This window comes from candidate division WOR-3 bacterium, from assembly GCA_016934535.1.
In the GTDB taxonomy this organism is placed as follows: Bacteria; SDB-A; SDB-A; order SDB-A; family SDB-A; genus JAFGIG01.
In genome coordinates, this window is sequence record JAFGSQ010000016.1 from 25,144 (window position 1) to 40,067 (window position 14,924).

Consider the following 14,924-nt stretch of genomic DNA (forward strand, 5'->3'; position numbering starts at 1 on the left):
TATGCTTAAAATTATAAATTAATACTTGCAATTTTAAAAGCCTATTCGGAGTTTTATGGACTTCAGTGATTTTTTTCAGCTCGTTGATTATTTGAACGGTCAGGAAGACCCTGAGCAAAGACAGGCTGTAATGACAAAGACGCTGAAGAACCTTGTTTCAAAGAAAAAAATTCCGCTATCTTCGAAGGACGGTACAGTTTTATTCGCATGGATAGGCGACGGCCCCTCCATTGAAGATAAAACGATTTACCTGAGAACCTCTGAGACCGGCTGGGAAAGGGATGGTTTTCTTGGCAAATACTACAACGGCAATATTAGATTGGCCGTCAGAAATTTTAACGGAACGGAAAAAGTTCTGTACAAATTTGAATCTGACTGCATTTGGTTTCCAGACCCACTGAACCACAACGTGGAGTGGGATGGAACAACCGGAGAAAGCATGAATTCGCGTATGAATTCCGTAGTTTTTTTTTCGAGCGAACCATCCTGGCCCAACGGAAGGACCGAAATGTTCGACGTGGAATTTGGTTTTGAAGGATTCAAAATAACTGTCAGAAACTGGATTGTCATTCCCCCCGACTACGACAGAAACCTCTCATCCTATCCTCTTATGCTGCTGGCGTGCGGAGATCATTACGCGACTCATTTCGAATTGCCTTCACTTCCGGCTAAACTCATGTCGGAAAACTCGATAACCGAATTTCCTCTGATAGTTCTTGTCAGTTCCGAAGTAACTGAATCGGGAAGACCAATAGGCAAAGAAGAACTGTTTTCAAAACGAGGGGTATTCAGCAAAATGATGGAAAACTACTTCGCAAGTTTTATTGTTTACGAAATTGAATCCAGATTCCGAACGAAAAGAAATCCTGTATACAGGACCATAGGCGGTTTCAAGGAAGGCGCTTCTTTTGCCCTTAAAACCGGGCTTAATCATCCGGAGGTGTTTTCGGGCATAGTCTGCCAATCGCTGGATGAATATGATCCTGATTTGACAGCATCTCATCCCGGCGATTCCGCTCTTCCGCCCCCTTTTATATATTTTGACTGCGGCGAATCCGGTTGTCACGAAAAAACAAGAGAGTCTTCCTTGTCTCTGAAAAAAAAGGGGTACAAATATATAGACATCACCGTATTCAAAAATCAGGAAGAAAAACCCGAAGAAATAAAATCCAGACTCAGAAAAATGTTCGAAAAGATTTACGGCAGATTTCCTTTAAGTGCGGAGAAATATTATGATTGACATGGTCAAATTACTTTACAGACTCAACCAGATAGGAATTTCTCTTTCTGCCATCAGGGACCTCGATGTTTTTTTCGACTACATCCTTAAAGAAGCGAGAGAATTCACGAATTGCGACGGCGGAACGCTTTATACCGTCCACGGAGACATGCTGGAACTGACCGTGAGCCAAAATCAAAAACTTTCTGAAAGAGCTGGAGACAACGCAGTAAAAACAAATTACATCAAAGTCTCAATGCCGATATCTACACAAAGCATAGCAGGTTACGTCACGCTGACAGGCAATACTGTCAACATTGCGGACGCTTACGACATAGATAAGAAATACCCGTTCAAACACAACAGGTCATTCGATGAAAAGTCGGATTACAAAACGACATCAATTCTCACCGTGCCTCTGAAAGAACCCTCCGGGATCATACTCGGTGTATTACAGCTGATCAACAGGCGCGACGACGAAGGGAACATTACACCCTTCCCCGATCATCTTGTCGAACTCACTCTCTCACTCGCCTCGCAGGCCGCTGTCGCCCTGAGAAACGTAAAGTACTCGGAAGAACTTAAAAAATCGTATTACGAAACTATTTTCAGGCTTTCAGTTGCCGCTGAATTCAAAGATTCGGACACGGCCAACCACCTAAAAAGGATGAGTAATTACACACTGATGATAGCCAAAAACATCTCTCTTTCGCCTGAGGAAACAGAGCTCATATTTCATGCGGCACCCATGCACGACATCGGAAAACTCGGAATACCTGATCACATTCTCCTCAAACCCGGAAGGCTGACTGACGAGGAATGGGAAGAAATGAAAAAACACACGATATACGGTTCGAAAATACTAGAAAATTCTAAGAACACCATACTCGAAACTTCGCGCATAATTGCGCTTTATCATCATGAAAAATACAACGGTTCAGGATATCCATTCGGCCTGAAAGGCGAAGACATCCCTCTTTACGCGAGGATTTGTTCAATAGCGGACGTATTCGATGCGCTGACTTCACCCAGACCGTATAAGAATGCTTTCTCGACTGATAAATCTTTTGGCATTATACAGGAAGAAAAAGGAGTTTCATTCGATCCTGAACTCACCGAGGCTTTCCTTAAAGACAAATCACAGATTCTCTCAATAATGAATATGTACAGCGAATCAGACTAGTATCTGTAAAAGAACTAACGTACCGAGAGAAAGGATTACAGCAGCAACGGCTATTTTGAAAATCCTAAAATTTCTCTGAACGAACCTCTGCACAGGACTCAGATCCGAAGTGAACGAATACAAAATAATTATCGCCAGAAGAGGTAAAACAAACATGACGTTGTAAATCAAAAGCAATGCGGCTGTTTTGAAAGTCACTTGCGAAATCATGACTATTGTCGGAATGTAAATTTGACCCGTACAAAGAAGCTCTGAAAAAGAAACTGCTATGCCCACGAGGAAAAATATAAAAAAAAGCGCGTTTTTGTTAATCCTGAGGATGTTATGGATTCTACGAACGCTTTTCTGGGAAAGGGACGAAAGCCTGCCTGCTGGTTTAAACGCGTCCAACAACTGAATAAACGCCGTAACAAGGCAAAACCCGATTATAAGTATTTTAACGAAAAGCGCTGACCAAGGGAAAAAAGAGAAATTTCTGGCGAGAAAAACAGACGACGCCCATCCGAAAAAGAAATAAAAAAAGAAAATGCCGGTGACGTAGCAAATTCCTGAAAAAACGACGTTTTTTTTATTTCTTCCTTTTAATGAAAGAAAAGACAACAAGAACACCAGCGCCGTAAAAGCGCAGGGATTAACTCCGTCCGCCAACCCGAGTAGTGCGGTTGATAGCAAATGAAGATTGCTTTCATTTGGAACCGTAACTGAGTTTTCTTCCTGATTCCTGTAGTAAAAATAATAAAAGATCAAAGAGTCGTCCCTTAGATTGCCCGTTAGAAGAGTGTCTCCTATGAAAAGTGCGGGAAACTTGAAATAATCCATTCCGTCAGGATTTTCGAGTGAGTTCCATTTCAGCTGATATGACTCTCTTCCGGATGCGGAATAAGGATCAACTTTGTAAAAAAGGATTCTGGGATCTTTTTCTTCGAGAGTCTTCAGCCACATAAAATAATCGGTGCATTTACCGCAGGAATTTGAAGCGTAATAATAAGCTGGAGCGGTCCTCAATAAAGACGGAAAAACCGACAGGACGATCCCGGCGAAAAAAAGTTTTCTCATTTGGTTCAGAACTTCTTTATATATTCTTCCGACATCATAGAAAATATCTTCATTGCTATCGTGTAACTTGAAAAAGGAAGAATTCTGGTTATCTCTTCGTAATTGAATCCTTCCTTGATCTTGTCGATGATCATCTTTCCGGTTTTGTCCTCCGGATCCAGGTTTTCCGAATTTACAGCATAAACAGAGTTTTTTCCGCCAATGAGCTTTAAGATTCTTTTCTCTTCGTCCATCTGACGGGCACATTCGAGAAGAGCTTTTTCAATGGGCACAGACATGTCAACAGACACTTCGTCGGATTCGCTGAACTGGAAAACACCCTGTTCCAGACTCAGTAAAGTGTAAAGAGCGTCCCATCCTTTTCTGTTTAGCATGGAGGCTCCGGTTATTTTCCCTTCCTTTATCCATATATTACCTGAAAAGTATTCGGTCTCTACGGTGATTTTTCCTTTTTTGCCGGCAGAAGTCAGATTTTGCAGTATGTCGGACAGAGAGAGAATGTCAAAACTTCCTCTGAGCCCTTTCGATTCGAGCTCTTTAATTCTGTGAGCTGTTTGTAAACGCGTTTTAACTCTCGCGAAAAGCTCCTCGAACACGAAAGGTTTGATAATGTAATCGTCGGCGCCGTCTCCGAGCCCTTTTATTCTGCTTTCTATCCTGTCGTCTCCTGTCAGAAAAATAAACGGGAGATCGCTCAAAGTATCGTCAGCTTTAATGGTCTCGAGAAGAGAAAACCCGTCCACTCCCGGCATTCTTATATCTGAAACGATTATGTCGGGTTTGTTTCTATTAATCTTAAGTATTGCATCCATACCGTCATAGCTCGTAAGAACTTCCCATCCTCTCTGCTGAAAGTTGAATTTGACGAGGTCGACAAGCTCTCTGTCATCGTCAATTATCAGGACTGTCGTTTTCTTTTTCACGCTTCTTCTCTTTTTTGAAGTTTGAGAGAGACCGAAGTTTTCTCGCCTGGAACACTTTGAACTGATATCACTCCGCCGTGAAGATGGACAATTCTTTCAACAATAGAAAGACCCAATCCCGAACCCGGATAGTTTTTTGCGTCGGCTGACCTGAAAAACTTCTGAAATATTTTTTTCATATCTTCTTCCAATATACCTATGCCGTAATCATCCACAGAAATTTCCCATTTGTCCCCTCTTTCCGTCAAGGAAACACCTACTGTCGTTTTTTCATTTGAAAACTTTATGGCGTTATTAATAATGTTTTCGATCGCGCGCTGGAGAAGTCCGTCGTCACCTTTTACCAAAGCGTTTCCTTTGGGCAGTTTTATTTCAAATTCAACATTCTTTGAATACGCAAAATCACTCTGGGTAAGCAACGATTTTCTGACCACGTCTTTCAAATCTATCTCCTTGATATCAATCAGTTGCTCAATATTCTGCAATTTTGACAATTCAAGCATGTCTTCGACCATGGAAAGAATGTGACGGGATTTATCTATTATGACTTGCGAAAAATATTTCATTTTTTCATACTGAACTTCTTCTCCCAGAAGAGTTTCGGCGTACACTCTGATAATCGATATTGGATTTTTCAAATCGTGAGCTATCTCGTAGAGAATCGTTTCTCTTTCTTTTTGCGACTTTATAAGTTCCAACGATGTCTGAAGAACGTCGAGTTCTGAAATTACGGACTGGAAAAATCCAACGAGGTTGAAGATGTCTTCTCTCACAGGATTATCGCTGGCCATGGGGTCGTCGAACATGAGCCATCCTGCGTAGGAGTTCTTGCCTCGCTTCATCGGTATTATTATCAGATATCCTGGATTCCAGTGCCTTATTCTGTTTCTGCCGAGGATTTCCTCGAATTTCCTGTGTCCCGGAACGATGTAATATATCCCTTCGATCTTGGAAAGTTCGGTCAGTTTCTTCTCAAACTGAACGGGCAGATCGAAGGGAAGCCGGGATAAAATATCGTTTTTTTCGTCTTCGCCGTACCCCCGCGATGAAAAGTAATTTTCGTTCTTCCATGTGTAGCAGAAAAATATCTTCTCCCAGCCCATACAGCTTGCGGCTTCAACAGCTTTGTCGAGTTTTGCCTTGATCCCGTCTTCTTCGACAATTCTTTTCCATGATCTCATGAGGTCGTATACTGCATTTTTTTTTCTGTTTTCTGTCAAAGCGGCTTTTTCGAAAAAATCCTCTCTGTTGATAAGAAGAAGGGCGGCTTTTTTGGAAGAATGAATCGTCGGAAAAATATCGAGGTACCCGAAATTTTCTATAAATTTTTCTTTATGGACAAAATCTTCGAACGAAAAAAATTCCGCAACCTGTTCATAAAAAGGAAACGACGTGTCAATTTCATCGCCGATTTTCAGCGAATACTTCTTTGAAAAACCTTTGTTTACCGACAGAACTTTTCCTTCTTCGGATATAACAGTGTATTGAATCATGAGAACTTTATCCGATTCTCCTCAGGTGAATTTTCACGTTTTCGCCGAGAGCGTTTTCTTCGTGAGTGAAAAATCCTTTCTTGACTTGCGATTCGAGCGCTGAACTGTTTGACAGGGTTTCGCTCTCGATGAATTTCCTGTGTTCCAAATAAGCTTTTTTCCAGCTCTCCGGAACATCTAATAACAAGTCGATTCTGTCCTGAACGTTCAATCCTGCTTTCGATCTTGCGTTTTGAACTTGTCTTATCAATTCCCTGGCTTTTCCTTCATCTATGAGAGATTCGTCAAGGTTAAGATCCAGCGAAACTATCATGTTTTCTTCAGACATACAGTCTTTACCGGCGCCGGATTTCCATTCGATGGAAAATTCATCTTCCGAAAGCTCGATTCCGGCTATAATCGCCGTTTTTTCGGGTGTCAATTCAAAATTGCCCGTTTTTCCCGCTTTTATCACGGCTTGAATTTTAGAACCTAATCTCGGCCCGGCGGCTTTCAAATTAACTTTGAGAACAGGCGTTCCGAGCTCGTTGGCATCGCGTACGAAAAGGACTTCCTTGACGTTTAGTTCATCCTTTATGACTTCAGAAAAATCGAGCGATTCTCCGGCTTTCTCTCCAGAGACCAGCAGTTTAGAAAGCGGCTGTCTTACCCTCATCGAATTTTTTTTTCTCAGGGAATGACCTAAATAAACTATCTTACGGACACTCCTCATCTGCTCAAGTAGTTTTCCGTCATACGGAATTCTTTGCCAATCCAGCCATTTTTCAAGATGAACGCTCTCTTTTCTCGTCAGGGATCTGAATATGTATTCCGTCAGGAACGGCAGAAACGGAGCCGCGATAATAACAAAAGAAGTTAAAACAGTGTAAAGAGTGTCAAAGGCAAAAATCTTGTCTTCGTCGTTTTCGGATTTCCAGAATCTTCTTCTGCTCCTTCTGACGTACCAGTTCGTCAGAGAGTCTATAAACTCTCTCAGTGTTTCAGTTGCTCCGAAAAGGTCGTATGCCGTCATTTCGTTTTCAACCTTTTCGGCTGTCGTTCTCAATTCTGATAGTATGTAAACATCGAGAGGATTGGAACTTTCAAAAGACTCTTTCGCAATATATGAATCAATGTTGGCGTAAAGCGTGAAAAAATAATATACATTCCACAACGGCAGCATGACGTCCTTTAAAACGGAAATTATCTCGTCTCCCCCTTCGCTGACCATGAGATTTCCGCCTTTCAGAATAGGATTTGCGACAAGGAACCACCTCATCGCGTCCGCACCGTATTTGTCGAATATCTCCATAGGATCAGGGTAATTGTTCAATTTTTTTGAAAGTTTTCTGCCCTGTTTGTCGAGGACTACTCCGTGACAGATGACGTTTTTGAAAGCCGGTTTACCGAAAAGAGCTGTCGAAAGGACATTTAAAGTATAGAACCAGCCCCTGGTCTGAGCTATGTACTCGACAATAAAATCCGCCGGAAAATTTTTTTCAAACCATTCTTTGTTTTCGAACGGGTAATGGATTTGAGCGTAGGGCATCGAGCCGGATTCAAACCAACAGTCGAGAACTTCGGGCACCCTTTTAATGGTGCCTCCGCAATCCGGGCAGTGGGTTTTAAGCGCATCAATGTAAGGCCTGTGAAGATCTTCGACACTAATTTTAAAAAACGTTTCGATTTCTTTTACGGAACCGAAAACCTCCCTCTTTCCACAATTTTCGCATTTGAATACAGGTATTGGGGCGCCGAAATATCTGTTTCTGCTTATAGACCAGTCTCTCGCTCCCTCGATCCATTTACCGAACTGTCCGTCTTTTATGTGCGTAGGTATCCAGTTGATCTGCCGGTTTGTCTTCAGCATGTCGTCTTTGATTCTCGTGACATCAACGTACCAGGATGAAATAGCCCTGTAGATCAGCGGAGTGTTGCATCTCCAGCAATGAGGATAATTGTGCTCAATAGTCTCGTGCAGCAAAAGCTTTCCTTCATCTTTCAGTCGTCGAAGAATTATCTTGTTGGAGTCGAATACGTGAATTCCGCAGAGATCCTCAATTTCATTTGTAAATTTCGCCTCCGCGTCAACCGGACAGACAGTTTCTATGCCGTTGTCCGCGCAAACTTTCTGATCGTCTTCTCCGAAACCCGGAGCTATGTGCACTATGCCGGTGCCTTCCTCCGTCCCGACGAAATCACCTGTTATCACTCGGAAAGCGTTTTCAATGTTCCCGAAGTACCCGAACAGAGGTTCGTACGTTTCTCCAGTAAGGTCTTTACCTTTTCCCCTCCACAGTATTTTCGGATCTTGATTGAATATTTTAGTCACTTCCTTGATCCTGCTCTCGGCGATGATGTACAAGGAGCCTTCGTGTTCGACTCCGGCATAATCAATTTCATCTCCAACGGCAATGGCAAGATTACTCGGCAAAGTCCAAGGCGTCGTTGTCCACACCAGAAGATACGAGTCCCTGCCTGAAAACTGTTTGTTTAATTTAAATCTGACAGTGACGGAAGGGTCCTGCCTCGGTCTCGTCGCGTCGTCCATCCTCGTTTCAAAATTCGAAAGCGGTGTTTCGCATCTGAAACAGTAAGAAACTACCCTGTCTTTTTCGTAGATAAGTCCTTTGTCGTATAATTGTTTAAAAGCCCAAAGAACCGACTCAATGTATCCGGTGTCCAGAGTTTTGTACGCGTTCTCGAATTCGACCCACCTGCCTTGTCTTTTGACAAAACGTTCCCATTCATCGACGTATTTCAGGACAAGTTTTTTGCATCCCTCGTTGAACTTATCTATGCCGTATTTCTCAATGTCTTTTTTTCCGTGTATGCCCGCCTCTTTTTCCATTTCCATTTCGGCGGGAAGCCCGTGGCAGTCCCATCCGAATCTTCTAAGAACCCTGAACCCTTTCATAGTAAAAAACCTCGGGACTATGTCTTTGACAAAACCTGTCAGGATGTGTCCGTAATGAGGTAAACCGTTGGCAAAAGGCGGCCCGTCGTAAAATACATAGTCGGGTGCGTTTTCTTCTCCTCTCGAAACCACTGATTTTTCGAACGTTTTGTTGTCGTTCCAGTATTTCAGCACGTTCTCTTCCATAGTAGGAAAATCCGGCATGGTTTTTTCTGCGGGATATTTTTTTTCGAGCATAAATCTCCTCTTGTAGTGAGCGAATTACAATATCAGCGAGTGAAAAGTATATATCGTCCAAAAATAAAACACAAGACCCGGTCTCAGAAATCACTTTTTGGGAGCAAAGTAATTCTTAACTTTTCTAGTATTTTTTTTTCGTTCGCTTCAAAGATGCCGCAAAGTTCTCCGACAGCGGCCGTCAGGGGTTTGGTCCGCTTGTCAAAGTTGACAAGCTGCCTTATTCTGAGAGGATCGAACCATTTGTAGTACATTTTCATAAAATTGCGGGGGTTGGAGGAATTAGACAGTGCCGACGAGATGACCTCATCGTGTCTGTAGCGGTTCAGAAATTCCGCGATTTTCCCGCAGGTTGGACTGAATCCGCTTTCAGGCAATAAAACTCTCCATCTTTTCACTTCTTTGTAGTGACAGGCTATTTCAGCGAATATTTCGGGGGAAGGGAGTACGCTCAGGTTCTTTTTGTGCTCGTAAAGAGCTCTGACGGAAGCGGCCGTACCGTAAGGCGTCCTCACCGAAATTCTCGGTGAGGCCGAAACGTGAATCTCTGAAGCGTGTTTCACTTTTCCATGATAGATGAGTTTGCGCAGAAAATAAAAATCTTCACCGGCTTTCCTTCTGTTGAATCCTCCTACGGCCAAAAAAGCCTTTTTCCGGAAAGTCATGGAAGAACCGACGGGCCAAAAAATGTAAGGATTACCTGTTGTAAGAAGGGCGTAATGATAATAACGAAGGTAAATCTCGTATTTTACCAGAGCTGCGGCGTGTTCATTTTCTTCAGGAAATTCATGAACAGTGTCAACTGTGAGTCCTGCAAGAGCGGGATCTTTATCGTACTCAGAAAGAACGAGACCGAAAAAACCTTCGCACAATGCTACATCCGCGTCCAGCGATATCATAATATCATCCGGGCCGAGGAACCGGCAGGCCTCATCGAATCCCGCTTTCCTTGCTGAACCGACGCCGGCCTCTTTTTCAGAAAAACAATTATCTTCATTGCATCTGTCAAGAACTGTTACTCCCGGAAAGCAAGTTTTTACCGAGTCTATTGTCATTAAGTTATTTTTCTTTACATCAAGAGGGGCTGAACAGGAATTGTTTACGACAAGTATAACTATGCCGTCATGTCCCGTCAGTTTTTCAGAAACCGAAGCAATAGTTTCCAAAACCGAGGGGTACTCCCGGCAAGCCGGAATTACAACAGCAATTTTTCTCTTCAAGTCACACGAAATCACTGATTTTATCGAAAACGGCATCTTGGTCGTCGGGAGAGAACCATTCTATTTTTAGACCTTTTTTCTCCATTCTCCTGTACCAGGAATTCTGCCGCTTTGAAAAAGCGACAATGTCCGACCTCAAACCCCTGAAAAAAAAGTCAAAAGTATATTCGCCTTTCAGATATCCGATACACCACCTGTATTCCAGTCCCAAAGACTTGAGCCAATCCTCGGAAACTCCCTTTTCGCAGAGAAAGTACACTTCGTCTATCATTCCCTGTTCTATTCTCATCTCAAGCCTTTTCGTTATCATCGATTTTTGAAGGCTTCTCTCCAACTTCAGTCCTATTGTCAGAAAACGGGCGTCAGGATGACTGATCTCCGGAACGTCTCCCGGACTGCCGTCGCTTCGGAATATCTCAATTTTTCTCAGCAATTTTCTTTTTTCGATTCTCTCAGGAGTTTCTATCCCCGCTTCTTTCGCGGCTTCAATTAAACCCGCGCGGGAACCGTCGAGTTTTTTTCTCGCTCCGTGATCCGGTTTGACTGAGGGGATTTCGTATCTGTTAAGGATGCAATCCAGATAGAGAGCCGTCCCTCCGCATATAACCGGAAGCTTGGATCTGTCCGTAATATCTTCTATTGCTCTGTATGCGAGATACTGGAAAATTTTAAGATTGAAAAATTCGCCGGGCTGAACTATGTCCACCAGATGAAATTTCACCCTTTTTAATTCATCCATGTCCTTTCCCGTGCCGATATCGAGACCTTCGTAAACCTGTCTGGAATCAGCAGAGACGATCTCTCCTGAAAACTTTTCGGCGCACTTTACCGCCATTGATGTTTTACCGCTCGCAGTGGGCCCCAGAATGACTATGACAGGAAAGTTTTTTTTCACTCCTGTTCTTTTGAGCCTATTTTCGCTCTTTCTAGAAAATTTATAATCAAATCTTCCAAAGTCCTTCCTCCGACGGTCGCGTATTTGTTCATAGATTCTTCGTCTGCCGGAGTCATTGAATCAGGATCGTTGATGTTTGTTATAACCGACAGACCCAGCACATCCATTCCCATGTGAACGGCTGCTATCACTTCCGAGACTGTCGACATGCCTACGGCGTCTGCCCCCAAAATCCTGAGCATTTTTGTCTCGGCGGCCGTTTCGAAAGCCGGTCCGAGAACTGCGGCATATACCCCGAAATGTAACCGTATTTTCAAAAGGCTCGATACTTCATCGGCAATTCTTATATAATCGGGAGTGTAAGCGTGCGCCATCATCGGAAATCTTTGCCCAAATATGTCTATATTAGGCCCGGTCAGTGGATTTTTACACTGAAGGTTTATGTGATCGGTGATTACCATGACGTCGCCTTCCTTCATTTCTTTTCTCAAACCTCCGGCTGAATTTGTTATCACCACCATTCTCGTTCCCAGCCAGCCGATCATTCTGAGAGCCCGCACGATTTCCCATTCCCCAAAACCTTCGTAATGATGAAGCCGTCCGTTCATAATCGCGGCTCTTTTGCCGCAAAGGTCGCCGAAATAAATGACGCCTTCGTGGGTCGGCGCGGTCGGGTCGAAAAGACCGGGGACATTTTTCATCTGTATTTCGAGGTCAATTTTAGAGTAGTGCCTTAGAATTCCGGACAGGCCGGAACCGAGTATCACCAAAACCTCAGGATCTCCGGCTCCCTGCTCGTCCATCCAATTTGCTCCGGTCTGAATTATCTGGTGTTCGAGAAATGCCTTGTAGTTCATCAGATCCGCCTATAATACGGTGAACTTGCAAACTGAAACATTTACTCCTCTTTTCAACACCGCGAAATAACTGGACTGAGGAAGAAGATTCCCTCTGCGGTCTGTCAGATTTATTTCAAAGGGTCCGGATCTAAAAACATCCTCGCTTCTTATGATCCTGCCCGTTATGTCGAACAAAATGAACTCCGCAGGATCGGATGAGCTGGCTCCCGTGACGTAAAAAACAGCAGTTCCTCTGTTAAAAAGCGAAGAAGGCTTGATTGACAAAACACGGTTTTCGGGAATCAGGACAATTTCTTCTTCGACACCGAGGGGATTGTACATTCTTATGTCGTCGACGAACCAGCCTTCACGCGTTACCGAACCGTCTGAATGAAACCTGAACCTGAATTTTACCGTGCTGCCGACAGGTATCATGTTCAAATCGTATGAAGTCTCGTGCCAGACACTGTCTGTTCCAAATCTTGAACTGATTGTATTCCATGTCGTTCCGTTCAGCGAATACTCTACCAATACGGTGTCCCATCCCGATTCTGTGTTGTAACGTTCCCAAAACATGAAAACGCAGTCATTTCCGACGAGCATGTCCTGCGATATCAAACTCGCGTTGACGCTGTTCGAGTAAACGTGCGTGGCGGAGTTACCGCAATACCAGCTGTGAGTCGGACTGTGAGACCTGTATTCGGTTATGTGCCACTGATCACTGGTTCCCGAATGAGTCCACGTTCCCTGTCCGTTTTCGACCGAGTCGATAAACCCCTGAAAACCGACGAGAAAACCTAAAGTGTCTACAGTGTTAACGACCGAAGACAATTCGACAGTAACCTCTAAATTGACGAGAGTTCCTACCGAAACGGCGGGATCAACGTAAACCGAAAATCCTCCCGCGACCGCAGTCGAACAGGAAGCCAGGCTGTCAAGGTGTGCCGTAGAATCGAGAGCCGTGACACCTGCGGTCAAAGAAGACAGGGTCACGTCTATGTCGTAACCGGTGGACAGTCCGGTGTTGAGAAGAGTTATGACAGCGGAAACAGTGTCGCCGGGCATCTGGCAAACCGGAGAGAAAGAATGATCGGATATTATTATGGCTGCATTTTGAGGGAGAGAGTATGCCTGTATCGCGTCTAAGTCGTAACCCGGAGTGCCGCCTGTGTAAGAACCGTTGCCGTCGTCGACAAGCATGACGTACCTTGCTTCAGTTAAATTCGAGGAATTTATGTCTATTCCTGATGTACCGCTGGTCATTCCGACAAAAAACCAGGGTCCGGACCAAGTCGGGAAGTTGCCGACGTAAACACTGCACGCTTCAGCAGTTCCGTCGTTTCCTTCATATATGATCATGTCCGGTCCAGGTCTGTTCCTGACAGGTGTGTCAGGTCCCATGTCGAAAACGGCCCATCCCTGTCTTTGTCCGGTTTCAAATCTGACACCGAGTGAAAGATACTGGCCGTCCGGCGCTCCAAGCGCGTTTACCGTCAGGGTGTGGTTTTGATCGTTGTAATTAGGAACGTTGCATATCGGTATTTTGAAAGCATAGGAAGAGTCCCAGGGAGCCAATTGGACGTCGACTCTCGTGAAGGTGTCCGCGGTCGTGGTTATTCCCGTCACAGTCTTGGGTTTGTATCCCGGAGCTTCAATTTTTATGGAATATGTTCCGGGCAAAACGTATCTGTGATAATCGCCGAAATCCGCGTCAGTATATACGGGCCAACCTATCTCCAGGACTTTTACGCTTGCCCAGAGAGGATTTCCCGTCACTGAGTCCGTCACTGTGCCGGCGATACCTTGTGAAGCTTTCTGAATCAGGACGAACATCGCACTGTCTTCCCTGTTGCAGATAGCTTCTATCGAATTTGCCGGAGGGTTTTTTATAAGACAAATTTCAACAGTTGAACCAATGCAGCCGGAAACTCCGTAATCGTAATCTTTGGTCGGTCCGTTTATATAATACATCGTGTGGGAACCCTGTCCGTGTGAATAACCTGTGATCACCGAATAGTAGCCCCACAAATTGTCGTACACGGCGGCGTCTTTTGGAGCGTCGTAGTGATAGCTCCACGCCTGGGATATCTGGACCGTTCCACCGTGATATGATGCGGCCGAGGAAAAATTCCTTGATCTCATGAGTTCTCCGAGAGCCCGGCTTTCGGGTTGGGAAAACGGGCTGGTGCTGGACCCCTCCCTGTCCCACATGTAGCCGTAATCGCGGTTTATATCGACACCGTTGGCGTTGTACCTTGTCAGATTGGTCCTTCCGTCGGGATTCATCATGGGAATAATCCATATTTCCCTGTTGTCGACGAGGCTGGTCAGATAGGGGTTGGCTCCATATCCCTGACAGAGTCTGTAAGCCAGCCAAAGACAGACTTCGACGCTCGGAGTTTCGTCTCCGTGATGATTGCCGTCGAAACGTATCTCCGGTTCAAATTCGTTTTGATGAGGATTGTCCGTGATTTTTATTGCCTGTATGACTCTGTTCTGAATCGAATACCCGAGAGTCTCAACAGACACGATGTTCGGATTTGACACGGCAAGACTCTCGATGAACGCTACTGTCTGAGAGTGACTGTGATAAGCCGACCAATCGGGTTGGCTGAAAAGGCTGTCCAGGTATTTTGAGTAATCATCTACTATTATCTCTACATCGTAACCTCTCGATTCCACTTCCTCTATCATTCTTTCAGTCAAAACGGTTTCTATCAGCCTCGGACCGACAATCCTGTCCGGGACCGTTCTTATGTTCCTGCACTCAAGCCTTACGTCGTCCGAGTGAAGCCTGATTCTCACGACACTCTCTTTCGCCTGAACGCTTGAAAATGCCGCAAAGACTAAAATCAAACCAAAAAGTCTTTTCATATCCTCTCCTAGCAAGGTAAAATTTTCAGATACTTGTTGACTAATTTTGAGGCTCTAAATATACTAATATACATTGTGCCAGACCTATA

General features: G+C 44.3%; 10 protein-coding genes. 2 read left to right on the forward strand and 8 right to left on the reverse strand.

Annotated elements, in window-relative coordinates:
• The first annotated feature begins 55 nt into the window (after nt 1-55).
• A complete protein-coding gene (locus tag JXL83_03030) occupies nt 56-1,240 on the forward strand; it encodes a hypothetical protein (protein ID MBN2363086.1) in 1,185 nt (394 codons plus the stop codon).
• Nucleotides 1,233-2,402, forward strand: a complete 1,170-nt coding sequence (locus JXL83_03035; GenBank protein ID MBN2363087.1) for an HD domain-containing protein — start codon at nt 1,233-1,235, stop codon at nt 2,400-2,402. Before JXL83_03030 ends, JXL83_03035 begins: the two co-directional genes overlap by 8 nt.
• Here the strand turns inward: JXL83_03035 and JXL83_03040 are convergent.
• From JXL83_03040 to JXL83_03075, 8 genes are all read right to left on the reverse strand, one after another.
• Nucleotides 2,394-3,458 carry a hypothetical protein gene (locus tag JXL83_03040; GenBank protein ID MBN2363088.1) on the reverse strand — a complete coding sequence of 355 codons (1,065 nt, stop codon included), beginning with the start codon at nt 3,456-3,458 and terminating at the stop codon, nt 2,394-2,396. The two genes, JXL83_03035 and JXL83_03040, sit on opposite strands and share 9 nt — an antisense overlap.
• A gap of 5 nt (nt 3,459-3,463) precedes the next feature.
• Nucleotides 3,464-4,381, reverse strand: a complete 918-nt coding sequence (locus tag JXL83_03045; GenBank protein MBN2363089.1) for a response regulator — start codon at nt 4,379-4,381, stop codon at nt 3,464-3,466.
• Entirely contained in the window at nt 4,378-5,874 is a 1,497-nt protein-coding gene (locus tag JXL83_03050) for a HAMP domain-containing histidine kinase (GenBank protein ID MBN2363090.1), read from the reverse strand. The genes JXL83_03045 and JXL83_03050 overlap by 4 nt, the downstream gene beginning before the upstream one ends.
• A 7-nt stretch (nt 5,875-5,881) precedes the next feature.
• Complete coding sequence (locus tag JXL83_03055) at nt 5,882-9,007, reverse strand: isoleucine--tRNA ligase (protein MBN2363091.1); 3,126 nt, start codon at nt 9,005-9,007, stop codon at nt 5,882-5,884.
• An 83-nt stretch (nt 9,008-9,090) separates the two neighbouring features.
• A complete protein-coding gene (locus JXL83_03060) occupies nt 9,091-10,227 on the reverse strand; it encodes a hypothetical protein (protein MBN2363092.1) in 1,137 nt (378 codons plus the stop codon).
• Between the two features lies 1 nt (nt 10,228).
• A complete protein-coding gene (gene miaA, locus JXL83_03065; GenBank protein MBN2363093.1) occupies nt 10,229-11,122 on the reverse strand; it encodes a tRNA (adenosine(37)-N6)-dimethylallyltransferase MiaA in 894 nt (297 codons plus the stop codon).
• Nucleotides 11,119-11,979: a purine-nucleoside phosphorylase gene (locus JXL83_03070; GenBank protein ID MBN2363094.1), complete on the reverse strand. Its 861-nt coding sequence runs from the start codon at nt 11,977-11,979 to the stop codon at nt 11,119-11,121. Before JXL83_03070 ends, miaA begins: the two co-directional genes overlap by 4 nt.
• Before the next feature lie 9 nt (nt 11,980-11,988).
• Nucleotides 11,989-14,835, reverse strand: coding sequence for a carboxypeptidase regulatory-like domain-containing protein (locus JXL83_03075; GenBank protein ID MBN2363095.1), 2,847 nt, complete (start codon nt 14,833-14,835; stop codon nt 11,989-11,991).
• Nucleotides 14,836-14,924 lie beyond the last annotated feature (89 nt).